This window comes from Streptomyces sp. NPDC018964, assembly GCF_044390325.1.
Lineage (GTDB): Bacteria > Actinomycetota > Actinomycetes > Streptomycetales > Streptomycetaceae > Streptomyces.
The window spans coordinates 511,185-536,324 of record NZ_JBIRYZ010000002.1; the positions used below are offsets into that span (position 1 = coordinate 511,185).

The following is a 25,140-nucleotide window of genomic DNA, read 5'->3' on the forward strand; positions in this document are numbered from 1 at the left end:
TAACAAATAAAGAATGAGGCGATACGGGGGAAACATCCCGTGACGAGGGGGAGAAGTGACCGTGGCGCAGCCTGATGTCACCGTGGTCATCGGGGCGTACGAGGCGATGCCGTATCTGGTCGAGTGCCTCGCCTCCGTGGAGGCGCAGACCATCGCCCCGGAGCGCGTCGAGGTCATCGCGGTCGACGACGGCTCGACCGACGGCACGGGGGAGTACCTGGAGGAGTTCGCGGCCCGCGCCCCCATGCCGGTCACCGTGCTCCGGCAGGAGAACTCCGGCGGCCCCAGCGGACCGCGCAACGTGGGCCTGGACAAGGCCGCCGGACGCTACGTCTTCTTCCTGGACGCCGACGACCGGCTGGGCCCCGAGGCCCTGGAGCGGATGGTCGACATGGCCGACCGGGCCGGCACCGATGTCGTCCTGGGCCGGATCGAGGGCGTCAACCGGGGCGCGCCGAAGTCCATGTGGAAGAAGACACTGGAGCGGACCGACGTCTACTCGTCCAACATCAAGTTCACGCTCAGCGCGCAGAAGCTGTTCCGTCGCGCCCTGCTCGACCGGCACGGCATACGGTTCGACGAGTCCCTGTTCACCGGCGAGGACGCGCTGTTCACCATGGAGGCCTATCTGCGGGCCGACGGCGTCTCCGTGATCGCCGACCACACCTGCTACTACCTGGTGGGCCGCGACGACGGCAAGCACGTCACCAAGAGCGGCGGCTACGCCCTGCGGTTCGACTCCGCCCGCGCCCTGATGGACCTGATCGCCCGCCTCGTCCCCGAGGGACCCCGCCGCGACCTGCTCATGGTGCGGCCCTTCACCGTCACCCTGCTGCCCCAGTTCGGCCCCCGGTTCCTCAAGGACACCGACGACGTCCGGCGGCACAAACTGGAGCTGGCGCGGCCGCTGATGGACGCCCACTGGACCGAGGGCGTCGCCCGGCTGCTGAAGACCGAGGAGCGGCTGCGGCTGCACCTGGTGGCCGAGCAGCGGCCGGAACTCCTCACGGACGTCCTGCGGTTCCTCCGCAAGAAGGAGAAGCCGCAGGTCCTGCTGGAGCGGCGGGGCCGCCGCGCCTACCTCGCCTACCCGCACTTCCGTGACCGCGCGGCCGGCATCCCCGACTCCGTGTACCTGGCCTCCCCGCGCGAGGCCCGCGCGATACCCGGCCACCGCGCGGACGGCACGGACTCCCTGCTGCGCCGCACCGCCCGCAGGGCCCGCCGCCTGCTGACCCCCTCGGCGGCCTGAATCCAGCCCCTCCGGCGTTCGAGGAGCGGGGGTCCGGGGGGCGGAGCCCCCGGGGGACGGGAACGGGAAGGGGCGGCGGGGGCGAGCAACACTCCCGTGCGGCGCGCCCGCCCGGCCGGGCCGTCACGCGGGGCGGGACGGCCGTTGCGAAACGAGCGTGACGGATGCCGGCGTGCCGGCGGTCTGGTGACGCTGACCGGGGAGCTCCGCGGAGAGGCGGTGCGTGGTGCGGTTCCGGCGGGCCTGGGACTCCGCGCACAGGGCCCGCACGGCCGCGGCGAAGCGCCGCTGGGACGGCGGGTCGGCCGGCCCCAGCAGACGGAGCTTCAACTCCGCCCGCGCCGAAGCCAGTTCGTCCTTCCCCGGGTCACGCACCGACTCCAGCAGGGCCGGCACCCCGGAGGCGTCCGGCGTCAGCACCGTCGCCGCCGCCACCGTCGGGAACGCCGCGCGGAACGCCTCCTCGGTCAGCCCGCCGGTGTTCGCCACCGCGTACGGCTTCCCGCTCGCCAGGAAGTCGCTGATCACGCTCGACACATCACTGATCAGCAGGTCGGCGACGTTGAAGCAGGCGTACAGCCCGGGCCGGACGTCCGTGACGACCTGGTGCTCCCACTCCGGCAGCGACGCCCAGTACGCCTCCTCCCAGGCCGCCGTCGCCCGCGCCACCGCCTGCGCCCGCCCCGGCTCCGGCGCGGACTGCGCCAGCATCCGCTCGACCTGATCGGCGCCCGCCCGGAAGGCGGCCGCGGTGAGCCGGTCCAGCTCCGCGGCGCGCCGGGCCAGCTCCTCCGACGGCGCGGGGCGCGCCCCGGACCGCTCCCGGTTCGCCGCCCGGATCAGCTCCCGCACCCGCCGGTCGGCGGCGCCCGCCCGCGGGTCCACCGAGCCGGTCAGCGGGTGCGGCTTGTACAGCAGCCGCACCCCCGGATCGGCGAGCAGCGCCCGCACCAGGTTCTCGCCGGCCGCGACCACCGACGTGTTGCCCGGGTTGCCGTCCCAGCCCTCCCAGGTCGGCGCGTACAGCACCGTCACGTGGGAACCGGCGGGCGGCCCCGCGTACGGGCGTACGGCGTCCAGCTGCGGGCGGCCGATCTCCACCACGTCCTTGTCCTCGACCCCCACGTCGGCCAGCGCGTACCGCTCGCGCGCCGCCGGACCGGCCACCCACACCTCGTCGTACGCCTTCGCGTACGGGTTGCAGGACGACAGCTTGTCGCTCTCGCCGTGGTTGACGAAGGTGTGCAGGATCGTGGGGATCCGCAGCACCTGGGAGGTCTTGCCGGAGTTCGACGGGTGGATGAGCACCTGGAGCGTGGACTGCTCCAGACGCATCAGCGTGGACACCTTCGGCAGGCACACGACCGGGATGTCGGTCGCCGCGATCCTCGGCACCATGAACCGCTCCCGCAGCACGATCACCGGCCGCCCGCCGAGCCCGGCCAGCGGCTCCAGCCACATGTTGGCCTGGTAGGCGGAGGACGGGCCGCCGGAGAAGTACAGGCCGACCGTCGGCCGGTACTCGGCCAGCCACGCGTCGAACCAGTCGAGCACCTCCTGCTCGCCCGCCGGACGCCGCCCCGGCAGCAGCCGCAGCAGCAGCGCGCCCAGGCCGGCGGACGTGAGCAGCAGCGCCAGCGCGACACCGGCCGCCGCGTACCGGGTGTCGTCGGTGACCGCCGTCGCCGTCAGCCCGGCCGTGGCGGGCAGGCCGAACACCAGCAGCCGGTGGCCGGGGCGGCGCAGCAGCACGTGCGGGGCGGGGGACAGGCGCAGCGCCGAGGCGTCGATGTTGCGGGTCAGCACCGGCAGCGTGCGGGTGCGGCGGACCAGCACGGACACCACCTGGACCGTGCAGTGCAGCGCGTAGAAGGCGAGCAGCCCGGCGACCAGCGGGGCGTACTGCGTCTCCCGGTGCTGCTCGCCGAGCCGCAGCAGAGCCGCCACCAGCAGCAGATCGCGCAGCACATGGCGGACGGTGACGTCCGCGTGCGACTTGGCGAACAGCGCCACCATGCCGGGCTGCCACCGGTACAGCACGCCCTCGACCGCCAGGGACACGGCGGTCGAGACGAGCAGCAGCGGCACATGGGGGCGCAGCGCGGCGACGGCCTGCGCGACGAAGGCGGCCGACACGGCGGCGAGGACGAGCAGCTGGGCGGCGGTCCGCCGCCGGGGGGACGAGGGTTCGGGCACTGCGGTCACTCCAGGGTCGACGCAGAACGGGCGCCCGGGTTAACGCCCGTCGACCTCCGGACGACACGCGGGTGTCCGGAACCCTGGAGTGACCTGACCGTGCTACGCGGTCCCGCTGCCCTTCGGCGCGATCTGCCGCCCCGGCTGCAGCGCGCGCCGCAGGGGGCGGACCACCACGCGCCGCGCGCGGCGGTAGACCGAGGGCTTCACGGTGGCCGCGGCGGGCTTGGCCGCCTTGGCCGTGTTCTTCGCCCCGGACTTGGCCTTCGCCAGGTCACGCTTCAGCTTGGCGTTGTCCGCGGTGAGCTCGGCGACCCGGCCGTACATCCAGCTGAACCGCGCGGTGAGCGAGGCGGGGTCGTTGTCGAGCCAGGGGCGGATGCCCGCGGGGAAGGACAGGGACCGGAGCTTCTCGTCGAACGCCGCTCCGCCGTCGCCGTGCGTGAAGGTGTTCTGCAGGCCGTTCTTGTCGAGGAACGCGGTGAACCGGTCGAACCGCTCGCGGTGGTTGCCGGTCAACGCGCTGAAGTCGGCCTTCTCGTACAGCTCGGCGGGGTCGGTGTCGGGGGCTGTCCGGTCGAGCTGCTGGTGCGGTATCTCGAAGTAGCGGCACAGCTCCAGCGTGCGCGAGTCGAAGGCCAGCACCGTCGCGGGCGTGCCCGCCAGCAGCGCGGCGATGTTGCCGTGGATGCGCGAGCCGAAGGAGTAGTCGAAGTCCCGCAGGTCGTCGAACCAGGTCTGCGGGTCGATGTACACGCGGACCTTGTCCTCCTGGTACATCGGGTGGTCCGGGTGGGTCGGCATCAGGGTGATCCGGCCGGCCGGGGAGTTCACGTCCCGCCAGTGCAGCTGCTTGGCGTCGGTGAGGTTCTGGCCGATGTAGCGCAGGTTCGGGTAGCGCGCGTGGGTGCGGCTGAGGATCTTGTGCAGGCCGCCGCTGCGCATCGCCGTGTGGGAGCCGTTGACCGCGATCCGCGACTCGGGGGTCAGCGCCGCGGCCTTCTTCTCCACGGTGAGCTTGTCGCCGTGCAGGAACATCGACGGGCAGCCGATGACCTCCACGTCCTTGAAGCCCATCTCGTTGAGGTACCGCTCGGTGAACTCGCCGCGCACGCCGATCGACGCGCTGTGGTCCAGCACGGCCGAGCAGAAGGCGCGCACGGTCGGCTCCATGGCCTTCAGCCGATCCGCGTCGTACGTGATCCCGCTCTGCGCGCCGACCCCGAGCACCACGACCGGGATCGTCAGCTTGTTGATCAGCCGGGTCAGGCGCTCCAGCGATCCCTCGAACGACGGCCGGAAGGCGTTGGCCAGCGGCACCACGAACACGTCGTACTCGTCGTTGATCCGGCCGGCCGCCGTGACGTCCGTCCGCATGCCGTTCGAGACGACCTCGGTGTCGGGGGCGGTGAGGATCTTGTGGGCGGCGTCACTGAAGATCAGGTTGCCCGAGTTGGTGGCGATGACGTCCCTGTGCAGGGCTTCTTCCACGGGTACGACGTCGAACGGGCTCTTGCCCGACCGGAGCAGGATGCGTCTCACAGGGCGCCCTTCAAGATTTCAAGACAAGACAGACGTTCACATTATGTTTGATGCTTCTTTGATTTCTATAGGCAACCAATACAACCTTTTCGACGTACGCGGAGCGTGTTCGAGCGGTCACGTGGGGCTGCCCGTCCGGGGGGTGGGACGCCGAGCGCCCGCTGACCCGCTTCGCGTAGATTGCCTGGTGGGCGATCGATCGACGTGAGGGGACGGGCGGCAAGGTGGCAGGGGCGAGGCAGGCCGTGGGTGAGGCACGCAGGATCGTCGTCAAGGTCGGCTCCTCGTCGCTGACCACCGCGGCGGGCGGGCTGGACGCGGACCGCGTGGACGCGCTCGTCGACGTGCTGGCGAAGACCCGGAGCGGCGGGGAGCGGGAGATCGTCCTCGTCTCCTCCGGCGCCATCGCCGCCGGACTCGCCCCGCTGGGCCTGCGCCGCCGTCCCCGGGACCTGGCCCGGCAGCAGGCCGCCGCCAGCGTCGGCCAGGGACTGCTGGTCGCCCGCTACACCGCCTCCTTCGCACGCTACGGCGTCCGGGTCGGCCAGGTGCTGCTGACCAGTGACGACATGAGCCGCCGCGCCCACCACCGCAACGCCTCCCGCACCCTCGACAAGCTGCTGGCGATGGGCGCGTTCCCGATCGTCAACGAGAACGACACCGTCGCCACCGACGAGATCCGCTTCGGCGACAACGACCGGCTCGCCGCCCTCGTCGCCCACCTGGTCCACGCCGACCTGCTGGTCCTGCTCTCCGACGTGGACGGCGTCTACGACGGCGACCCCGCCCGCCTCGGAACCTCGCGGATCGCCGAGGTCAGGGGCCCCGCGGACCTCGCCCACGTCGAGATCGGCAGCGCCGGCAAGGCGGGCGTCGGCACCGGCGGCATGGTCACCAAGATCGAGGCCGCCTCGATCGCCGCCGCCGCCGGCATCCCGGTGGTGCTGACCAGCGCGGTCCACGCCGCCGACGCCCTCACCGGCGGCGACACCGGCACCTACTTCCACCCCACCGGGCGCCGCTCCGCCGACCGGCTGCTGTGGCTCCAGCACGCCTCCACCCCGCAGGGCTCCCTCACCCTGGACGACGGCGCGGTGCGCGCGGTCGTCCAGGGCCGCAAGTCGCTGCTGCCGGCCGGGATCGCGGGCGTCGAGGGCGAGTTCAGCGCGGGCGACCCGGTCGAACTGCGGGACCGCGAGGGACGGGCGGTGGCCCGGGGGCTGGTCAACTTCGACGCCAAGGAGATCCCCCTCCTGATCGGCCGCTCGACCCACGATCTCGCCCGGGACCTCGGGCCGGAGTACGAACGCGAGGTCGTACACAGGGACGATCTGGTGGTCCTGCATCCGTAATCTGTGAAAACGTCCGTCCTCGGTGGTGGACGTTCCGCAAAAGCGCCCCGCGATCCCCGGCGGCCTGCTCAACTTTGTTGCGAGGACACATCCGCCCGACCACCGGGTGGGTCCACGCGTGAAGGAGGCCGTCGTGAGACGAGTGCGCCCGGGGGCGGTGTCGTCCCGCGGTGCCGGCTCCCGTACGGCCGGCGACGAGCGCGCCCTGAGCGGTGTCGCGGCCGGTGACCGGTTCCAGGGTGGCGGCGAACCCCGGGAGCTGCCGCGCCTGTGGCACGTCACCCTCAGTGTCTCCGGCGCACCGGCCCCGGCCGCGGAGGTCCGGCGGGCGCTGGAGCAGCTCGCCCACGACCACCCGTTCCTGCTGACCAGCCGCTACGCCGACGACCACGCGGAGATCCGCTACTGGGAGGAGGCCCGCGACCTGCACGACGCGGCCGCCGTGGCGCTGCGCCTGTGGGGCGAACACCGTCGGACCGCCGGCCTGCCGCCCTGGGAGATCGTCGGCCTGGAGGTCATCGACCGGGCCACCTACCACCAGCGCGTCGCGGCGGGGTACGGGCCGGTCCCGGCGACCCCGGTGGGCGTGCATCCGTTTTAGGGCCAAACGTCCCTGTCTCGTGGTGTGGGACGACCGCCTGCCGACCGGGCCGCCCGCACTACCCTTTTCCCATGACCACGCTCTCGCCGTACGACTCGATGTCCCCGGTCAGCCAGGCCGCCTACCGGGCCAAGGGCGCCGCCGCCACCCTCGCGCCGCTGCCGCGGGCCGCCAAGGACGACGCGCTGCTCGCCATCGCCGACGCGCTGGAGGTCCGTACGAGTGAGATCGTCGAGGCCAACACCCAGGACGTGGCCAGGGCCCGCGAGGCCGGCGTCAGCGAGGGCATGATCGACCGGCTCACCCTCACCCCCGAGCGGGTGCGCGCGATCGCCGCCGACGTGCGGGACGTGGCCGCGCTGCCCGACCCGGTCGGCGAGGTGGTCCGCGGCTCCACGCTGCCCAACGGCATCGACCTGCGCCAGGTCCGGGTGCCGCTCGGCGTCGTCGGTATCATCTACGAGGGCCGGCCGAACGTGACGGTCGACGCCGCCGCCCTCTGCCTGAAGTCCGGCAACGCGGTCCTGCTGCGCGGCTCGTCCTCCGCCTACCGGTCGAACACCGCGCTGGTGCGCGTCCTGCGCGACGCCGTGCACGGCGCCGGGCTGCCCGCCGACGCCGTCCAGCTCGTACCCGGCGAGAGCCGCGACAGCGTGCGCGAGCTGATGCGCGCCCGCGGCCTGGTCGACGTGCTCATCCCGCGCGGCGGCGCCTCCCTGATCAACACGGTCGTCCAGGAGTCGGTCGTCCCCGTCATCGAGACCGGCACCGGCAACTGCCACGTCTACGTCGACGCCGCGGCCGACCTCGACATGGCCGTCGAGATCCTGGTCAACTCCAAGGCCCAGCGGGTCGGCGTCTGCAACGCCGCCGAGACCCTCCTGGTCCACCAGGACATCGCCGCCGAGTTCCTGCCGCGCGCCCTGGACGCCCTCGCCGACGCCGGGGTGACCGTGCACGCCGACGAACGCGTGATGGCGTACGCCAAGGACTCCCGCGCCACCGTCGTGGAGGCCACCACGGAGGACTGGGAGACCGAGTACCTCTCCCACGACATCGCCGCCGCCGTCGTCGACTCCCTCGACCGGGCCGTCGAGCACATCCGGCTGTGGACCTCCGGCCACACCGAGGCCATCGTCACCACCTCGCAGCAGGCCGCCCGCCGCTTCACCCAGCTGGTGGACTCCACCACGGTCGCGGTGAACGCCTCCACCCGGTTCACCGACGGCGGCCAGTTCGGCTTCGGCGCGGAGATCGGCATCTCCACGCAGAAGCTGCACGCCCGGGGGCCGATGGGCCTGCCCGAGCTGACCAGCACGAAGTACATCGTCACCGGCGACGGTCACGTACGGCGCTGATCCGCTCACCGGCGGGGAGCGGCGCTACGGCCGTCTCGACGGACGGACGAATTTCCATACGGTCTGCCCAAATTGACCCCCCAGGTCTACTCTGGATCCGTGCCGGAGGACGTGGGGGGCACGCCGTTCCCTGACGGCTGGGAGCCCGACGACGACCACGACCGCGGAGTGTCGGACGAAGAGTTCGCCTCCGTGGTCTTCGACGAGGCCTTCGTACGGGCGGCCGAGGTGCACGAGCCGACCGCCGTCGAACGCCTCCTGGCCGCCGCGCAGGCCAGAGCCGAGGCCTCCGAGGCCGAGGCCCACCGGGCCCGTACGCGCGGCGAGCGGTACGACGAGGGGTACGGCGGTTACCGGGGCGACCCCGGCTACGACGACCCGGACGACGACGAGGACGTCCTGGAGGACGACTACGGCTCCACGGGCCCGTACGGCAGGCAGGTGCGCTGGCACCGTCCCGTCGCCTGGATGCTCGCCCTGGTGATGGGCGTCGGCATGGTCGCGCTCGCCTTCTCCGCCGTCTACCGGGGCGCCTCCTCCAGCCGCCAGGACCCGGCCCCGCCGCCCGCCACCACCGGCGTGGAGCAGGGGGGAGCGGTGGCGCCCTCCGCGTCGGCCGACTACTCCCGGCCGAGCGTCCCGGTGATCCCGGGCGGCGGCCCCTGACACCGGCCGCAGGATTGGTGAGAACCTGCCAGAACTTGTGCGTCGGCCCGGCGTTTACCGGGACCTCCCCGGACCTACCCTGAAGGTATGGGAAGGCCTTCGGACCCGCCCGAGGGGACGCCCGAGGGAGCCCCCGGAGGGGGCGAGGACGAGTACAGGTCCGTCGTCTTCGACGAGTCCTTCGTCCGTGCTGCCCGGCTCCAGGAGTACTCCGCCGAGCAGCGCATCACCGACCACGCGCCCGCCGTGCGCCGCCGCCCGCCGCACAGCCGCGGCGGCCTGTCCCGGCAGGCGCTGCTCCTGGTCCTGCTGATCGCCGTGGCCTTCGGCACCGCCGTCTACATGGGCCTGCGCCACCCCTACCGGAACCCCGCCGCCGACGACCCCGCCGAGCCGCTGCGGATGACCGTCGTCCCGCTCGCCCCGCGGGGCGAGGTCCCCGGCGCCACCGACGTCGAACAGCTGTACGCGCACAGTCCGGCGGCGCGGTTCCGGCCCGGCGCCGAGGGGGTGCCGCTCCCGGCGTACCGGCGCACCGCGCACTTCTCCGACGGTCAGGTGATGAGCGCGCTGTTCACCGCGAAGGACTACATCGTGCGGTCCGCCCTCGACCCGGGCGTGCTCACCGGCGGCGAGACCCGCCCCGTGCGGGCGCTGCTCGACCCCGGCCAGCTGGACCAGTTCGACCGGAGCTTCGACCGGCCCACCGCCGACGGACGGCACGCGCCCACCGGATGGCTGGTGCGCCTCGACCCCGCCCGCGTACTGCTGGCCGACCGCGGCATCCGCGTCCAGGGCACCATGCGGGCCGCCGAGACCGCCTCCTCCACCCTCGAGGTCACCACGGACCACACGTTCGTCTACGCGCTGCGCCCGGCCGGCGCGGACCGGGACGCCGAGGCGTCGCTGTTCACCGTCCGGCGCGAGCTGCGCTTCCGCTTCGACCGCGACGACCTGCGCCTGCACCAGGCGGAACTCGTCACCGCCCACGTCCAGGCCGGCCCGCTGTCCTGCGCCGAGGACTCCGCCGCCCGGCTGCGCCCGCTGCTGGCGGGAGAGACGGCGAAGGGGACCGCCCCCACCGTCACCGACCCGTACGCCACGGGCAGCGCCCCGGCCCTGTGCGGGGCCCTGGCGCCGGGCGCCCAGCCGACGCCGTGAACGCCGGGCGGTGTGTGGCGGCCATGTGCCCGAGCCTTGTACGGCTGCTCCGCACCTGAGGATTTCCTCGCCCCCGCCGCCCCTTCCCGTCCCGAAACTGGGGCTCCGCCCCCGGGATGGGACGGGTAAGGGCGGCGGGGGCGGTCCACGTTGTCAGCGGCGGGCCTACGCCCCCTCGCGCGGCGGCCCGTCGTCCTCCGTGCCCGACTTCCCGGGGCCCGGCTTCGGCTCCGACGACGTGAACCCGCCGAAGCCCCGGCGGACCCGGCCGCCCAGATCCCCGGCCCCGCCCGCGATGTCGCTGACCAGCTTCATCAGCGGATCCTTGGAGGTGCGCACCTCGTCCGCGTAGCTGCTCGCCGACTCCCGCCAGGAGTCCCGCACCGAGGCGTCCTTGTCCTCGTCGCGGCGCGGGTAGTGGCCGTCCATGATCCGCTGGTAGTCGCGGGAGGCCGCCCACTTCTTCAGCTCCGCCGCCCGCACCGTGGTGAACGGGTGCGAACGGGGCAGCACGTTGAGGATCTTCAGCACGGAGTCGCGCAGGTCGCCCCCGGACTCGTACTCCTCGGCCTGCTCCAGGAACGCGTCCACGTTCATCTCGTGCAGGTGGTTGCCGCCCGCGATCTTCATCAGGCCGCGCATCGAGGCCTGCGGATCCTGGCCGACCAGCAGCCCCGCACGGTCCGCGGACAGCTCCGACTTGCGGAACCACTCGCGCAGCGCCGTCACGATCGCCATGATCGCGACGTTGCCCAGCGGGATCCACGCGACCCGGACCGCGAGCGACGTCAGGAAGAGCAGGACCGTCCGGTACACCGAGTGCCCGGACAGCGCGTGCCCGACCTCGTGCCCGACGACCGCCCGCATCTCCTCCTCGTCGAGCAGTTCCACCAGACCCGTGGTCACCACGATGATCGGCTCGTCCAGGCCGATGCACATCGCGTTCGGATTCGGGTCCTGGTTGACGTACATCGGCGGGACCTTCTCCAGGTCCAGGATGTAGCAGGCGTCCCGCAGCATGTCGTTGAGGTGCGCGAACTGCCGGTCCGACACCCGCACCGAGTCGGACAGGAACAGCAGCCGCAGACTGCGCTCGGGCAGCAGGCCGCTCAGCGCCTTGAAGACCGTGTCGAAGCCGCTCAGCTTCCGCAGCGCCACCAGCGCGGAGCGGTCGGCCGGATGCTCGTACGCCCGCGAGGAGATCCCGGGGAAACGCCTGCGCTGCCTGCTCGGCACGTTCTCGTGCCCGTTGTGCTGGTGGCCGTCGGACATGTGTCCCCCATGGTGCGTCTGAGTGGTCCTTCGCGGCCCTTCGCTCCTCCCGGGGTGAGGCCCGGCCCGGCCGGAGCCACCGCGGACGGGCGGTGACGGACGGCGGGACGGCCGGGGAGGCGCGGGGGATTCCGCTCCGGGTGCTTCCGATCGTGATGGTGGTGGGCTCCGTGCTCACCGCGTGGTTCCCGTCACGCGGCTACAGCCGGAAGGACGACTGGGCGGCGGGGAAGGTTCCTTCCGCCCGCCACCGCGCCCACAACGGCGGAGTCGGCGTGATCGGCGCGAAGGCGCCCGCATACGATGAGCCGACGTCTTTACACCGCCCACACGCGATAGGTCCTGCCGAAGATGAGCATCCACAGCACCGCTGCCCAGTTCGCCACCCTTGCCGCCGAGGGCGGGGAGCACGGCGGCAACCACGAGAGCCTCAACCCCTACCTGACCGGCGGCGGCGCCCTGTTCGTCCTGCTGCTCCTGCTGTGGATCACCACCCGCTTCAACCGCGACCGCTGAGCCTCCCGCCGGCCGCCCTGGCGGACGGGGTTCTCAGGCCGGGCCGGTAGGGTCTGCACGCATGGGAGAGCAGGACAGGCCTACCGGCCCCGGCAACGGCCCGGCGCGGCAGGGCAGGCGCCGTCTCGGCGTCATGGGCGGCACCTTCGACCCGATCCACCACGGGCACCTGGTGGCGGCCAGCGAGGTCGCCGCGCAGTTCGGACTCGACGAGGTGGTGTTCGTCCCCACCGGTCAGCCGTGGCAGAAGAGCCACCGCGCGGTCTCCGCCGCCGAGGACCGCTATCTGATGACGGTCATCGCGACCGCCGAGAACCCGCAGTTCTCGGTGAGCCGCATCGACATCGACCGCGGCGGCCCCACCTACACCGTGGACACCCTGCGCGACCTGCGCGCGCTCAACCCGGACACGGACCTGTTCTTCATCACCGGCGCCGACGCCCTCGCCCAGATCCTCACCTGGCGCGACAGCGAGGAACTGTTCTCCCTGGCGCACTTCATCGGCGTGACCCGGCCCGGCCACCACCTGACCGACGCGGGCCTGCCCGAGGGCGGTGTCTCGCTCGTCGAGGTTCCCGCCCTCGCCATCTCCTCGACGGACTGCCGCGCGAGGGTCGCCAAGGGGGAACCCGTCTGGTACCTGGTGCCGGACGGAGTCGTGCGCTACATCGACAAGCGCGAGCTGTACCGCGGCGAGTGAGCCGAGAGGGGCACCGGTGAACGACCGATACGACGCGGGGTACGGGGCCGACGGGGGCGCCCCGTACGAGCTCGTCGGCTACGACGAGTACGGCCGGCCTGTCTACCGCCAGGCCGCGGACCAGCAGAACCAGCAGTACGACGGGTACCAGCAGCAGGGCTACGGATACGACCCGTACGGCACGGGCGGACACCAGCAGCCCTCGTACGACCCCTACGGGACCGGGACCGGGGTCGGGACCACCCCGCAGCAGCCGCAGGCGCCGTCCTACGACTCCTACGACCCCTACGGCACCCAGCAGGACGGCCAGGGCGGCCAGGGCGCCCCGTACGACCCCTACGGGCAGACCGCGCAGGCCGCGCACACCGGACAGCAGCCCCGCGTCACCGAGCAGACCGCGCACATCCCGCAGCAGCCCGGCCCGGCCGACGACGAGCAGGGCCCCGACGGGCCCGCGCCGGAGTACCGCACCGAGCAGTTCGCCTTCGTCGAGGAGCCCGACGGGGACTCCGAGGACGTCATCGACTGGATGAAGTTCACGGAGAACCGCACCGAGCGCCGCGAGGAGGCCAAGCGCCGCGCCCGCAGCCGGATCATCGCCCTCGTCGTGGTGCTCGTCCTGGTCGCGGTCGGCGGCGTCGGCTACCTCTGGTACGCCGGGAAACTGCCGGGCCTGTCCGACTCCGGCTCCGGCACGGGCACCACGACGGCCGCGGGCGCGCAGAAGCGGGACGTGATCGTCGTCCACCTGCACGACACCACCGGCGGCGGCACCTCCACCGCCCTGCTCGTCGACAACACCACCACCGAGCAGGGCACCACCGTCCTGCTGCCCAACTCCCTCGCCCTGACCGCCGACGACGGCACCACCACCACGCTCGCCAAGTCGGTCGAGGACGACGGCTCCGAGGGCACCAGGACCGCCCTCGACACCGTCCTCGGCACCGACATCGAGGGCACCTGGCGCCTGGACACCCCCTTCCTGCTCACCCTCGTCGACCTCGTCGGCAACATCGAGGTCGACACCGACACCGACGTGCCCGACCCGGACGCCGAGAAGAAGGGCGAGGCGCCCCTGGTCAGGAAGGGCAAGGGCCAGACCCTCAGCGGCAAGATGGCCGTCGCCTACGCCACGCACCGCGGCTCCGGCGAGTCCCAGAACGCCCAGCTGGAGCGGTTCGGGCAGGTCCTGCACGGGGTCCTGCGCAAGATGACCTCCGACCCGGACGCCGCCACGGTCACCGTCCAGACCCTCGGACAGATCATCGAGCCGCCGCTCACCGACAAGGACCTCGGCTCCTTCCTCGCCCGGCTCTCCGACCGCGCCAAGGGCGGCGACCACAAGAGCGCCGTGCTGCCCGTGCAGGACGACGGCACGCTCACCGCCGAGGCCAGCGACAGCGTCGTCAAGGACGTCCTCGGCGGCACCGCCAAGAGCCCCGACGAGAACGCCGCCGTCAGCGTCTCCGTGCGCAACGCCACCGGGACGAAGGACAACACCGAGAAGGCCCGCGTGGTGCTCCTCAACGGCGGCTTCACCTTCCGGGACGCGGGCACCGCCGGCACCGCCGAGACCACCTCGAAGGTCGTCTACGCCGACGCCGCCGAGAAGGAGAACGCCACCGAGGTCGCCAAGACCCTGGGGCTGCCCGCCGGCTCCGTCACCAAGGGTGAGGTCTCCGCCAACGCCCGCGTCTCGGTCGTCCTCGGCCAGGACTACGACCCCGGCTCGTAGCGCGCTCCGGGCGCACCCTCCGTAATTGCGGAGGGTGCGCCCGGCGGTCCGTGAGACCCTTGACAGCAAGTGTCCACCGACCGAAAGCCTCGCAGTGACCGCAACCGACCGTTCCCTCGAGCTCGTCACCACCGCCGCCCAGGCGGCCGCCGACAAGCTCGCGCACGACATCGTCGCCTACGACGTCAGTGACGTGCTGTCCATCACCGACGCCTTCCTGCTGGCCTCCGCGCCCAACGACCGCCAGGTCAAGTCCATCGTCGACGAGATCGAGGAGCGGCTCAGCAAGGAGCTCGGCGCCAAGCCGGTCCGCCGCGAGGGCGACCGCGAGGCCCGCTGGGTGCTGCTCGACTACGTCGACATCGTCGTCCACGTCCAGCACAGCGAGGAGCGCGTCTTCTACGCCCTTGAGCGGCTGTGGAAGGACTGCCCCGAGCTGGAGCTGCCCGAGGACGCCCGGGCCACCCGCGGCAAGGCCGCCGAGCACGCCAGGCTCCAGGAGGCCGAGGAGGCCGCGCAGCCCGGCGGTGAGTGGTGAGCGCCACCGGTGAGGTGAGCGGGTCCGCGCGCCGGGGCCGTCGCGTCATCCTGTGGCGGCACGGCCAGACGTCCTGGAACGTGGAGCGCCGCTTCCAGGGCTCCACGGACGTGGACCTCACCGAGACCGGCGTCGCCCAGGCCCGCCGGTCCGCCCGCCTCCTCGCGGGGCTCAAGCCCGACGCGATCGTCGCCTCCGACCTGAAGCGGGCCGCGGCCACCGCCGCCGAGCTCGCCGCGCTCACCGGCCTGGAGGTCACCCTCGACGCGGCCCTGCGGGAGACCTACGCGGGCGTCTGGCAGGGCCTGACGCACGACGAGATCATCGCCAGGTACGGCGACGAGTACACCGCGTGGAAGCGCGGTGAGCCGGTCCGCCGGGGCGGGGGCGAACTGGAGACCGAGGTCGCCGACCGCGCCGCCCCCGTGGTGCTGCGGCACGTCGAGAAGCTCCCGGAGGACGGCACGCTCGTCGTGGTCAGCCACGGCGGCACCATCCGCACCACCATCGGCCGGCTGCTCGGACTGGCCCCGCACAACTGGGAGAGCCTGGGCGGTCTCACCAACTGCTGCTGGTCCGTCCTCGGCGAGGGCGCCCGGGGCTGGCGGCTGCTCGAGCACAACGCCGGCACCCTGCCGGAACCGGTGCTCGGCGACGACGACTGAGAGTGCTGCGATCCGGCCCCGGGGCACCCCGGGACCCGGATTTCACTTTCCGGCAGGTCACAGGCTAGAGTTCTTCTTGTTCGCCCCGCCGAGCGGGACGGAACACCGGGAAGTCACCTCGTGTGGCAGCCAGGGGCTATAGCTCAGTTGGTAGAGCGCCTGCATGGCATGCAGGAGGTCAGGAGTTCAATTCTCCTTAGCTCCACGTGACGAAGATCCCGCCTCCCTCAGGGAGGTGGGATCTTTCGTTGTCCGCCGGTGAGCAGAACGGTCCTGGTACACGTACACCTCTGCGAGGAGTCGAGCCGTGTCCCGACCGGTACCACGGCGTCGCTGACCGTGTCGGCCCGGCCGTGGCAGAATCAAACGGCCGGAAGGGGGCGCGGCCCGACGGGAGGGAGTTGTGATGCCTGCGAGCATCCTCGAGGAGGTCGACCACCTCCTCGGAGCGGTGTCGACGCGACGGACCCCGACCCGCCTCGGTTGTCCCTCCCGCGTTTTCGCGCACGTCGCCCAGGTGCCCGGCGGCAACGGCGGGGTCTCCCGCGCGTGCACGGCCCGCGGCCACAGCCGGAGCTGACCGATGGGTGCACACAGGCGGAAGTGCGACTGGTGCGGCAGCGGGACGCCGATCGTCCGGGACATGGAACCGCTCAACCCCGACTACCAGTACTGGTGCGAGGAATGCGCGCGGGCGCTGATCATAAAAGGCGACCCCATCGAGACGTACCGCGAACTCGAGGGGGAGCCGATCTACGGCCGGCTGCTGGAGGAGCACTGCACGCTCAAGCGCTTCTATTCGTTCGTGACCGCATAGCCCTCGGTAGGGCAATTCCGGACATAGGTGAGTGAAGCGAAACCGATTTGGTGTTGGCCGGGGTCGACCGTGTAATGTTGGCTCTGCCGCCGGGGAAACCGGGCGGACCAAAGCAAGGGGCTATAGCTCAGTTGGTAGAGCGCCTGCATGGCATGCAGGAGGTCAGGAGTTCAATTCTCCTTAGCTCCACAGAAGTAGAGGGCGGATCATCCGAATGGATGGTCCGCCCTCTGTGGTTTCCGTCCTCGCCGGGCCTGTTCCTGTTGGGTCTGTCCCCCGCGGGGTCCGTTCGTGGGGTCTGTTCTCGCGGGGCGCGCCCTCACCGCCGGTGAGGACGCGCCCTCAGCGTCCCAGGGCGCGCCGGCCGCGCCCCTGCGAGAGCACCGGCAGATTGCGCGACGGCGCCTTCGCCTGGGGCGACTCGTCCTCGATGCGCAGGGCCAGTGCCGGGCAGCGGCGCACCGCCCGCAGCGCCTTCGCCTCCGCGAAACGCGGCACCTGGGCCTGAGCCACCGTCGGGAAACCGTCCGCGCCGAGCTGGAAGACCTCCGGGAGGATGTCCGCGCACAGGCCGTGGCCCCGGCACAGCGTCCAGTCGACGTAGATCTTCTGGCGGCTCGGCTCGTTCTCCTCGCCCCCGCCGCCCGGGATGCCCGTAGGGGCCCTGCCCCCCTCGAAGAGCGGCAGGACGCCCGCCACGGGCCGTCCGCAGCCGTTGCCGAGGACATGCGCGGCGAGGTCGTCGGTGAACGCCTTGAGGGTCGACTCCAGGAACATCGCGGAGCCGTCCGGGTGCGAACACGCCCCGCGCCGCTTCACGTTCTTGGCGACCTGCTTGACCGCCTCCAGGGCGGCCGGACCGCCGCCGTTCAGGATGTCCTCCAGACCGCGCGCGGCGGCCGGCAACCCCAGGTAGCAGGGACCGCACTGGCCGGCGCTCTCCTCCGCCAGCCACTTCGCCACCATCAGCGACTCGCCCAGCGGGCAGGTGTCCTGACTGATCGGCAGGATCGCCCCGGCGCCGAGCGCACCGCCCACCGCGTCCAGGGAGTTGCGGGAGACGATCGCCTCGTTGACGGTCGCCGCGTCGATCCACTTGCCGTGGTAGCCGCCCGTCAGCACCCCCTGCGGCACCGGGGGAGCCCCGGCGAGCTGGAGGATGTAGCGCAGCGGGACACCCGTCGGTGCCTCGATCACCATGGGGCGGGCCACCGCCCCCGACACCGTGAGCATCACGGTGCCCGGCTCGTCGTACAGGCCGGTGTTGCCGTAGCGCTCCGGGCCGATGCGGGCGGCGATGGCGAGCTGGGCGAACGTCTCGGCGTTCGACAGCAGCGTAGGCGCGCCGCCGACGCCGTTCTTCGAGGCGCTGACCTTGCGGCCCGGCGGGATGGCCGGGCCGCCGTCGATGGAGCGGATCAGGGAGGCCGCCGCGCCCGTGACCATGCGGACCGGGTTGCGCTGCACGCGGGCGCGCAGCGCGGAGCGGCGCCCGTTGTTCAGGCCGCGTTCGGCGAGCGCGGCCTCCATGGAGCGCTGGGTGGACTCCCGGGTGACCCCCACCACGAGCGTGCGGGCGCCCATGGCCTCGGCGCACAGCAGCGCGCCGTCCAGGATGAGATGAGGGGCACGGTTGATCAGCACCGTGTCCTTGCGGCAGGCCGGCTCGTCCTCGCTGCCGTTGACGACGACGACCGGCCTCACGCCGCGCTTGATCGCCGACTCGGCGACCGAGCGCAGCTTCTTGTGGAAGGGGAACCCCGCGCCGCCGCGCCCCCTGAGGTTGATGCGTTCGGCGAGCTGTGCGAGCTGCTCACCGCCCAGGGGTTCGAGCGGCCCGTGCACCTTGAGGTGCATGGGCAGGTCGAGCCGGTCGACAAGGTCGAAGCCCGACGTGAGCTGGGGAAGCCCGACCACGCGGACTTCGGGTACGTCGGGCAGGGCCTCGTTCACTTATAGCCTCCGGACGGAGTGTTCCAAGGTTCGCCCGAACCCGGTGCGTCGAAGTCGTAGGACGACGAGGGCGACGCACCGGGGAGTGGTGCATTGGCGGGACCGCTGTTGTACGTGTCATTCGGGTTGTACGTGGAGTAGAGGCCGTTCGTCTCACCGGTGTCGTACACATCACTCGAACCGAAGCCGGAGGCGGCCGAATTGTCATAGGCCGGGATGGTGTATCCGGTGTCCTGAAGCGGGTCGTACGCCGACGGCGGGGCCTCACCGACCGGTGGAGGGGACGGGATCGGCCAGTTGCCCGAGGTGCTGGAGGGGCCGTCCACGCGCGGGACGGCCTCCGTGGGCTGCATGTCCAGCGGCAGGTCCATGCGGGCGGTCGCGTCGGTGAGGGGCGTCTGCCCGGCCGGTGGCCGGCCGGGCGCCGACACCGCGCGGTAGGCGGCCGCGAAGCCGTTCGCCGGTTCCGGGGCGGGGACGCGTTCGGCGGTCTCGTACAGCGGGCGCTCCTCGCGCGGGCGACCGCCCCGCCGGTCGCCGTCCCCGCGCGGGCGCCCGTCGCCCCGCGCGGAGTCGCGTCCGCCGTCGTATCCCGGCAGGGGGGACCCGGCCGCCCGGGACCTGCTCTCCTCCAGCCGTTCCTCGCGGTTCTGCTGCCGGCCGGCGTCGATGCCGAGCAGCGCGGTGATCCGGTCGGCGATTCTGCGCTTGACGCGGGGCGGGGAGGCACGCACCACGAGGGCCGCCAGGACGCCGACCAGGGACAGCCCGTAGAGGATCAGGAAGATCGGCTTTGCCGCTCGACCCGCGTAGAGGCCGTGGATCAGCGCGGCGCACCAGGCCGGGTAGGCCAGCATGTGCATCGCCCGCCAGCGGGCCGCGACCGGTGCCGGGGAGGCGAATCGATTGCGCAGCACACCGGTGATCCCCACGAAGATCATCAGCAGGCCGGCGAGGGTGCCGAGCCCGATGAGGAAGGACCGGCCGGCGACGGCCTCGTCGTCCGTGAGGGCCAGCCCGAAGGGGACGACCGCGGCGATCCACGTGGTGTGGTCCAGGACCAGCTTGATGCCGATGTGCACCAGCAGGAAGACGATCGAGGCGACCGCGGTGGTCCGGTGCACCGCCTGCGCCAGGATCCGCTGGCGGGGACCCAGCAGGATCCGGTCCTGGGCGACGAGCCCCCAGATCACCGAGCAGCTGAGGCAGACGAGTGACAGGACACCCACGCCGAAGTTGAGGAACTCGGCGAACCAGTCGTCCGCCGTGCTGTCGTCCGGCCTCACGACCTGCCTCCCGGCGCCACGGCGCGGAGCGGGTACGACGGAGCCGCAGCCGACCGGCCCCGAGCGGGGGGTGGGCTGCTGTCTGGGCGAGGGTTCATGGGGGCAACTCCGAAGGTTCGGTAAAGCGGTCCCGCTGCCGAACTCTAAGGCTCGTCATACCGATGAGTACGAGGTTTGAGTTATTGCGCTGTTATCAAAGGACGGTCAGACCGCTGTGATGTCCCTTAGCGGTCGTTACGCGAAGTAATCCTTGACCTTGAGTCAATGCGCCGCGGAAGCGCGTCGCGACCGGATCGGCGGCTGCGGTACCCTGGCGCCATGCGTGCCGTACGCCTTCTGCTTAGCGAGCCGCGCTGATCAGTCCCGACCGCCGGTCACCGGCAGGCCGGAATCGGCGCGGCGTCCCCTCCTGTGCGAGGGGATTTTTCATTTCCGGGAAGTTCGCAGCAGCAGGCAGAGACGATCGATGGAGCATTGAGGATCATGAGCGAGACGAACCCCGCTGCCACCGCAGCCGCGGAGGCCGCGCCGCACCGCTACACGGCCGCCCTGGCGGCCGAGATCGAGGCACGCTGGCAGGACTTCTGGGACACCGAGGGCACCTATGCCGCGCCCAACCCGAGCGGCGACCTGTCGGGTGATCCGGAGACGGCCGCCCGGCCCAAGAAGTTCATCATGGACATGTTCCCGTACCCCTCCGGTGCCGGCCTGCACGTCGGGCACCCCCTGGGCTACATCGCCACCGACGTCTTCGCCCGCTTCCAGCGCATGACCGGGCACAACGTCCTGCACACCCTGGGCTTCGACGCCTTCGGCCTGCCCGCCGAGCAGTACGCGGTGCAGACCGGCACGCACCCGCGCGTGTCGACCGAGGCCAACATGGAGAACATGAAGTCCCAGCTGCGCCGGCTGGGCCTGGGCCACGACAAGCGCCGCTCGTTCGCCACGATCGACCCCGAGTACTACAAGTGGACCCAGTGGATCTTCCTGCAGATCTTCAACTCCTGGTACGACGACGAGGCGAAGCGGGCCCGCCCGATCTCCGAGCTGGTCGAGAAGTTCGCGTCCGGTGAGCGCGCCGTCCCCGGCGGCCGCCCCTGGAGCGAGTTGACCGAGGCCGAGCGCGCCGACGTCCTGGGCGGGTACCGCCTGGCCTACGCCTCCGACGCGCCGGTCAACTGGTGCCCCGGCCTGGGCACCGTGCTGGCCAATGAGGAGGTCACCGCCGAGGGCCGCTCCGAGCGCGGCAACTTCCCCGTCTTCAAGGCCAAGCTGCGCCAGTGGAACATGCGCATCACCGCTTACGCGGACCGCCTGCTGGACGACCTGGACGCCCTGGACTGGCCCGAGGCCATCAAGCTGCAGCAGCGCAACTGGATCGGCCGCTCCGAGGGCGCCCGCGTCGACTTCCCGATCGACGGCGAGAACATCACCGTCTTCACCACCCGCCCCGACACCCTGTTCGGCGCGACCTACATGGTGCTGGCGCCCGAGCACCCGCTGGTCGAGAAGTTCACGCCCCAGGAGTGGCCCGAGGGCACCCACGCGGTGTGGACCGGCGGGCACGCCACGCCCGCGGAGGCCGTCGCCGCCTACCGCGCGCAGGCCGCCGCCAAGTCCGACGTCGAGCGGCAGGCCGAGGCCAAGGACAAGACCGGCGTCTTCATCGGCGCGTACGCCACCAACCCGGTCAACGGCGAGCAGGTCCCCGTCTTCATCGCCGACTACGTCCTGATGGGCTACGGCACCGGCGCGATCATGGCCGTCCCGGCGGGCGACCAGCGCGACTTCGAGTTCGCGCGCGCCTTCGAGCTGCCGATCCGCTGCATCGTCGAGCCGACCGACGGCCGCGGCACCGACACCTCCACGTGGGAGAACGCCTTCTCCTCGTACGACGCGAAGATCATCGCCTCCTCGAACGACCAGGTCTCTCTGGACGGCCTGGGCGTCGCCGAGGCCAAGACGCGCATCATCGAGTGGCTGGAGCGCACGGGCCACGGCGAGGGCACCGTCAACTTCCGCCTGCGCGACTGGCTGTTCAGCCGGCAGCGCTACTGGGGCGAGCCCTTCCCGATCGTCTACGACGAGGACGGCGTCGCCCACGCGCTGCCCGAGTCGATGCTGCCGCTGGAGCTGCCCGAGGTCGAGGACTACAGCCCGCGCACCTTCGACCCGGACGACGCCGACACCCAGCCCGAGACGCCGCTGTCGCGCAACGAGGACTGGGTCAACGTCACCCTGGACCTGGGCGACGGCCGCGGTCCGCGCCCCTACCGCCGCGAGACCAACACCATGCCCAACTGGGCCGGTTCCTGCTGGTACGAGCTGCGCTACCTGGACCCGCACAACAGCGAGAAGCTGGTCGACCCGGCCGTCGAGCAGTACTGGATGGGCCCGCGCGAGGGCATGCCGCACGGCGGCGTCGACCTGTACGTCGGCGGTGCCGAACACGCCGTGCTGCACCTGCTGTACGCCCGCTTCTGGTCCAAGGTGCTGTACGACCTGGGGCACGTGTCGTCGGCGGAGCCGTTCCACAAGCTGTTCAACCAGGGCATGATCCAGGCCTACGTCTACCGCGACAGCCGGGGCATCGCCGTACCGGCCGCCGAGGTGGAGGAGCGCGACGGCGGCTACTGGTACCAGGGCGAGCGGGTCTCCCGGCTGCTGGGCAAGATGGGCAAGTCCCTGAAGAACGCCGTCACCCCGGACGAGATCTGCGCCGAGTACGGGGCCGACACGCTGCGCCTGTACGAGATGGCCATGGGCCCGCTGGACGTGTCCCGGCCGTGGGACACCCGCGCGGTGGTCGGTCAGTTCCGGCTGCTGCAGCGGTTGTGGCGCAACATCGTCGACGAGGCGAGCGGCGAGGTGACCGTCGTCGACGACGGTGACGTCGACGAGGACACCCTGCGCGCCCTGCACAAGGCGATCGACGGCGTGCGCGGCGACCTGGAGGGCATGCGCTTCAACACCGCCATCGCCAAGGTCACCGAGCTGAACAACCACCTGACCAAGCGGGGCGGCGCGCTGCCGCGCTCCGTCGCGGAGCCCTTGGTGCTGCTGGTCGCCCCGCTGGCCCCGCACATCGCCGAGGAGCTGTGGCGCAAGCTGGGGCACACGGACTCGGTGGTGCACCAGGACTTCCCGGTGGCCGACCCGGCGTACGTGGTCGACGAGACCGTCACCTGCGTCGTGCAGATCAAGGGCAAGGTCAAGGCGCGGCTGGAGGTGCCCCCGGGCATCGCCGAGGACGAGCTGGAGAAGGTCGCGCTGGCCGACGAGCGGGTCGTCGCGGCGCTGGACGGCGCCGGGATCCGCAAGGTGATCGTCCGGGCGCCGAAGCTGGTGAACATCGTCCCGGCGTGACGTGAGCGGCGGGCCCGGCCGGCGTGATTCGCCGGACGGACTTCAGGGCACCCGGTGATCCGGGTGGTCCCCTACGGGCAGGTTCGGGGTTTTTCAGGAACTCCGGACCTGCCCGCCGCGTTTACCGTGGAAGAGCGGCGCGAAGCGCGCCGGGACAGGCCAGAGGGTCCGGAGGAGGAGCTTCGTGGAAGCGGTGTTCGCAGTGGTGGCCCTGCTCTTCGTGCTCTTCGTCGTGCTCGGCGCCTACGCCACGGTGAAGGTCGTCGGCGCCGCCAAGCGCAGCGCGGACCGCCACATCACCCAGGCCCGCCGTACGGTCGAGGACCACACCCTGAGGGCCAAGGCCTTCGCGCAGCCCGGCCCGGCCGGCGAGATCGCCCAGCTCCGGTTGGGGCTGCGCACCTCCATGCGGGCCACCCAGGACGCGCTGGAGGCCGCCGTCGCCGAGGACGAGTCCCTCAAGGAGTCCCTCGGCCTCTTCCAGCGGCTCAGCGCGCACGGCCACGAACTGGACGGTGAACTCAGGCGCCTGGAGTCCGAACCGGACCGCGCCACCCTCGCCGCCCGGCTGCCCGAGCTGCGCGAGCGTACCGAGCGCATCACCAGCTCCGCGGACTCCCTGCGCTGGGCGGCCCGCGACCGCGCCGGCCGCTTCGCCTCCGACGACCTGGACTCGCTGAGCGAGCAGATCGACATGGAGGCCGGGGCGCTGCGCCACTGGACCACCACGGAGCGGCACCCGGCGCCCCCGCCCTGGCCCGAGGCCCCTGCCGCCGACGCCGCCCCGACGGCCGGCCGGACCCGGCAGAACACCCCGGAACCCGCCCCGGCGGAGGAACGGGAGCAGCGGCCCGCCCGGCCCGCCATCACCCCGCCGGCACCGCGCCCCGCCTACCCCTGGCAGAAGAAGCCCCGCCCCGAGAGCACCACGTGAGCACCCCCTGATCCGGCCACCGTCGAACCCGCCCCGCGAGGCCGGGCTGCCGCACGGGCACCACGGCAGGTAACCTCCAGCTCATGTCCCGCCATGTCGCGATCGTCACCGATTCAACGGCCTACCTGCCGACCCGGACGATGGAGCGGCACCGCATCACGGCGGTCCCCCTGACCGTGGTCCTCGGCGACCGCGCGCTCGAAGAGGGCACCGAGATCTCCACCCGCTCCCTCGCCCAGGCTTTGCAGAAGCGGCGCCCGGTCACGACCTCGCGGCCCGGCCCCGAGGTGTTCGCCGAGACCTACCGCAGGGCCGCCGAGTACGGTGCCACCGGCATCGTCTCCCTCCACCTCTCCGCCGAGCTCTCCGGCACCTACGACGCGGCGGTCGTCGCCGCCCGCGAGGCGCCCGTGCCGGTACGGGTCGTGGACACCGGCATGATCGCGATGGCGCTCGGGTTCTGCGCGCTGACGGCGGCGGAGACCGCGGAGGCGGGCGGCACGGTGGACGAGGCGGTCACGGCCGCGGAGAAGCGGGCGGCGGACACGTCCGCCTACTTCTACGTCGACACGCTCGACTATCTGCGCAGGGGCGGCCGGATCGGCGCCGCGCAGGCCCTGCTGGGCTCGGCCCTCGCGGTCAAGCCGCTGCTGCAGCTGGCGGGCGGCCGCATCGAACCGCTGGAGAAGGTACGCACGGCGTCGAAGGCGATCGCCCGCCTGGAGGAGATCGCGGCCGAGCGGGCGGGCGGTGCGGAGGTCGACGTCGCCGTCCACCACCTCGCCGCGCAGGAGCGCGCGTCGGCCCTCGCGGACCGGCTGCGGACCCGGCTGCCGGGCCTGGCCGACCTGCACGTCAGCGAGGTGGGCGCGGTGATCGGGGCGCACACGGGGCCCGGACTGCTGGGGGTCGTGGTCTCGGCCCGGTGAGGCCGGTGCGCTCGTACGGGTGACGGAGTTGTCCACAACCGGTCGGTAATCCCCGGAAAACAAGCAAGATCATCGCGGGTGGGGTGATCTGCCGGATCCTCCTCGCATGGCACTTCGATCACGCTCACGCACAGGGACAGCGACCAGCGGCCCGGGCCGCCCGCCCGCCTCCGACGGCCGCGCCCGCCACCGCCGGCCGACCGGACCCCGCGGCCGGGCCCCGCGCCCGGACCGCCGAGCGGCGGCGGAGGAACTCCGCCGCCGGGCGGAGTCACTCTTCGACGGCGACGACCACTGCGCG

Annotated in this window: 21 protein-coding genes and 2 tRNA genes; 18 read left to right on the top strand and 5 right to left on the bottom strand. The window is 72.1% G+C overall.

Annotated elements, in window-relative coordinates; genetic code table 11:
* The first annotated feature begins 55 nt into the window (after positions 1-55).
* On the top strand, positions 56-1,252 hold the full coding sequence (locus ACH5AO_RS04955; protein WP_398921822.1) for a glycosyltransferase family 2 protein: 1,197 nt from the start codon (positions 56-58) through the stop codon (positions 1,250-1,252).
* A gap of 123 nt (positions 1,253-1,375) precedes the next feature.
* On the opposite strand, the gene ACH5AO_RS04960 is transcribed toward ACH5AO_RS04955, so the two are convergent.
* Both ACH5AO_RS04960 and ACH5AO_RS04965 read right to left on the bottom strand, forming a co-directional pair.
* On the bottom strand, positions 1,376-3,448 hold the full coding sequence (locus ACH5AO_RS04960; RefSeq protein WP_398921824.1) for a hypothetical protein: 2,073 nt from the start codon (positions 3,446-3,448) through the stop codon (positions 1,376-1,378).
* Between the two features lie 102 nt (positions 3,449-3,550).
* Complete coding sequence (locus ACH5AO_RS04965; protein ID WP_398921826.1) at positions 3,551-4,990, bottom strand: polysaccharide pyruvyl transferase family protein; 1,440 nt, start codon at positions 4,988-4,990, stop codon at positions 3,551-3,553.
* Positions 4,991-5,235: 245 nt separating this feature from the next.
* Here ACH5AO_RS04965 and proB point away from each other — a divergent pair, with 245 nt between their 5' ends.
* The 5 genes from proB to ACH5AO_RS04990 all read left to right on the top strand — a co-directional run bounded on the left by proB (position 5,236) and on the right by ACH5AO_RS04990 (position 10,128).
* Positions 5,236-6,342, top strand: a complete 1,107-nt coding sequence (gene proB, locus ACH5AO_RS04970; protein WP_398921828.1) for a glutamate 5-kinase — start codon at positions 5,236-5,238, stop codon at positions 6,340-6,342.
* Between the two features lie 133 nt (positions 6,343-6,475).
* The gene (locus tag ACH5AO_RS04975; RefSeq protein ID WP_398921831.1) at positions 6,476-6,943 is read left to right on the top strand and encodes a hypothetical protein; all 468 of its coding nucleotides are present in this window, start codon (positions 6,476-6,478) and stop codon (positions 6,941-6,943) included.
* A gap of 71 nt (positions 6,944-7,014) precedes the next feature.
* A complete protein-coding gene (locus ACH5AO_RS04980) occupies positions 7,015-8,301 on the top strand; it encodes a glutamate-5-semialdehyde dehydrogenase (protein WP_398921833.1) in 1,287 nt (428 codons plus the stop codon).
* Positions 8,302-8,373: 72 nt separating this feature from the next.
* Positions 8,374-8,967 (top strand): hypothetical protein, encoded by a 594-nt coding sequence (locus ACH5AO_RS04985; RefSeq protein WP_398921835.1) that lies wholly within the window; start codon positions 8,374-8,376, stop codon positions 8,965-8,967.
* An 87-nt stretch (positions 8,968-9,054) separates the two neighbouring features.
* Positions 9,055-10,128: a hypothetical protein gene (locus ACH5AO_RS04990; protein ID WP_398921837.1), complete on the top strand. Its 1,074-nt coding sequence runs from the start codon at positions 9,055-9,057 to the stop codon at positions 10,126-10,128.
* Between the two features lie 165 nt (positions 10,129-10,293).
* Here the strand turns inward: ACH5AO_RS04990 and ACH5AO_RS04995 are convergent, their stop codons facing one another.
* Entirely contained in the window at positions 10,294-11,400 is a 1,107-nt protein-coding gene (locus ACH5AO_RS04995; RefSeq protein WP_398921839.1) for a M48 family metallopeptidase, read from the bottom strand.
* Between the two features lie 351 nt (positions 11,401-11,751).
* On the opposite strand from ACH5AO_RS04995, the gene ACH5AO_RS05000 reads away from it, so the two are divergent.
* The 9 genes from ACH5AO_RS05000 (at position 11,752) to ACH5AO_RS05040 (ending at position 16,560) form a co-directional block, all read left to right on the top strand.
* Positions 11,752-11,916, top strand: coding sequence for a hypothetical protein (locus ACH5AO_RS05000; RefSeq protein ID WP_398781920.1), 165 nt, complete (start codon positions 11,752-11,754; stop codon positions 11,914-11,916).
* Positions 11,917-11,977: 61 nt separating this feature from the next.
* Complete coding sequence (nadD, locus tag ACH5AO_RS05005; RefSeq protein WP_398921841.1) at positions 11,978-12,616, top strand: nicotinate-nucleotide adenylyltransferase; 639 nt, start codon at positions 11,978-11,980, stop codon at positions 12,614-12,616.
* A gap of 16 nt (positions 12,617-12,632) precedes the next feature.
* Entirely contained in the window at positions 12,633-14,351 is a 1,719-nt protein-coding gene (locus ACH5AO_RS05010; RefSeq protein WP_398921843.1) for a LytR C-terminal domain-containing protein, read from the top strand.
* A 94-nt stretch (positions 14,352-14,445) separates the two neighbouring features.
* Positions 14,446-14,889, top strand: coding sequence for a ribosome silencing factor (gene rsfS / locus ACH5AO_RS05015; protein WP_398921845.1), 444 nt, complete (start codon positions 14,446-14,448; stop codon positions 14,887-14,889).
* Positions 14,886-15,554, top strand: coding sequence for a histidine phosphatase family protein (locus ACH5AO_RS05020; RefSeq protein WP_398921847.1), 669 nt, complete (start codon positions 14,886-14,888; stop codon positions 15,552-15,554). The genes rsfS and ACH5AO_RS05020 overlap by 4 nt, the downstream gene beginning before the upstream one ends.
* A gap of 132 nt (positions 15,555-15,686) precedes the next feature.
* A tRNA-Ala gene (locus tag ACH5AO_RS05025) sits at positions 15,687-15,759 on the top strand.
* A gap of 201 nt (positions 15,760-15,960) precedes the next feature.
* Positions 15,961-16,134: a hypothetical protein gene (locus ACH5AO_RS05030; RefSeq protein ID WP_398921849.1), complete on the top strand. Its 174-nt coding sequence runs from the start codon at positions 15,961-15,963 to the stop codon at positions 16,132-16,134.
* Positions 16,135-16,137: 3 nt separating this feature from the next.
* Positions 16,138-16,371, top strand: a complete 234-nt coding sequence (locus tag ACH5AO_RS05035) for a hypothetical protein (protein ID WP_019523121.1) — start codon at positions 16,138-16,140, stop codon at positions 16,369-16,371.
* Between the two features lie 116 nt (positions 16,372-16,487).
* Positions 16,488-16,560, top strand: a tRNA-Ala gene (locus ACH5AO_RS05040).
* A 153-nt stretch (positions 16,561-16,713) separates the two neighbouring features.
* On the opposite strand, the gene ACH5AO_RS05045 is transcribed toward ACH5AO_RS05040, so the two are convergent.
* Positions 16,714-18,324, bottom strand: a complete 1,611-nt coding sequence (locus ACH5AO_RS05045) for an NADH-ubiquinone oxidoreductase-F iron-sulfur binding region domain-containing protein (protein WP_398921852.1) — start codon at positions 18,322-18,324, stop codon at positions 16,714-16,716.
* Positions 18,321-19,610, bottom strand: a complete 1,290-nt coding sequence (locus ACH5AO_RS05050) for a cytochrome b/b6 domain-containing protein (RefSeq protein ID WP_398921854.1) — start codon at positions 19,608-19,610, stop codon at positions 18,321-18,323. The genes ACH5AO_RS05045 and ACH5AO_RS05050 overlap by 4 nt, the downstream gene beginning before the upstream one ends.
* Positions 19,611-20,093: 483 nt before the next feature.
* On the opposite strand from ACH5AO_RS05050, the gene leuS reads away from it, so the two are divergent.
* The 3 genes from leuS to ACH5AO_RS05065 all read left to right on the top strand — a co-directional run bounded on the left by leuS (position 20,094) and on the right by ACH5AO_RS05065 (position 24,839).
* Positions 20,094-22,976, top strand: a complete 2,883-nt coding sequence (gene leuS / locus ACH5AO_RS05055) for a leucine--tRNA ligase (RefSeq protein ID WP_398921856.1) — start codon at positions 20,094-20,096, stop codon at positions 22,974-22,976.
* 184 nt (positions 22,977-23,160) lie between these two features.
* Positions 23,161-23,910 (top strand): hypothetical protein, encoded by a 750-nt coding sequence (locus ACH5AO_RS05060; protein WP_398921858.1) that lies wholly within the window; start codon positions 23,161-23,163, stop codon positions 23,908-23,910.
* Between the two features lie 83 nt (positions 23,911-23,993).
* The gene (locus tag ACH5AO_RS05065; protein WP_398921860.1) at positions 23,994-24,839 is read left to right on the top strand and encodes a DegV family protein; all 846 of its coding nucleotides are present in this window, start codon (positions 23,994-23,996) and stop codon (positions 24,837-24,839) included.
* The last annotated feature ends 301 nt before the right edge of the window (positions 24,840-25,140 follow it).

Bases quoted from the DNA above. Each gene is read 5' to 3' on its own strand.
- leuS (WP_398921856.1), top strand. From the start codon at position 20,094: ATGAGCGAGACGAACCCCGCTGCCACCGCAGCCGCGGAGGCCGCGCCG.
- ACH5AO_RS04995 (WP_398921839.1), bottom strand. From the start codon at position 11,400: ATGTCCGACGGCCACCAGCACAACGGGCACGAGAACGTGCCGAGCAGG.
- ACH5AO_RS05065 (WP_398921860.1), top strand. From the start codon at position 23,994: ATGTCCCGCCATGTCGCGATCGTCACCGATTCAACGGCCTACCTGCCG.
- ACH5AO_RS05000 (WP_398781920.1), top strand. From the start codon at position 11,752: ATGAGCATCCACAGCACCGCTGCCCAGTTCGCCACCCTTGCCGCCGAG.
- ACH5AO_RS05035 (WP_019523121.1), top strand. From the start codon at position 16,138: ATGGGTGCACACAGGCGGAAGTGCGACTGGTGCGGCAGCGGGACGCCG.
- nadD (WP_398921841.1), top strand. From the start codon at position 11,978: ATGGGAGAGCAGGACAGGCCTACCGGCCCCGGCAACGGCCCGGCGCGG.
- ACH5AO_RS04980 (WP_398921833.1), top strand. From the start codon at position 7,015: ATGACCACGCTCTCGCCGTACGACTCGATGTCCCCGGTCAGCCAGGCC.
- ACH5AO_RS04990 (WP_398921837.1), top strand. From the start codon at position 9,055: ATGGGAAGGCCTTCGGACCCGCCCGAGGGGACGCCCGAGGGAGCCCCC.
- ACH5AO_RS05030 (WP_398921849.1), top strand. From the start codon at position 15,961: ATGCCTGCGAGCATCCTCGAGGAGGTCGACCACCTCCTCGGAGCGGTG.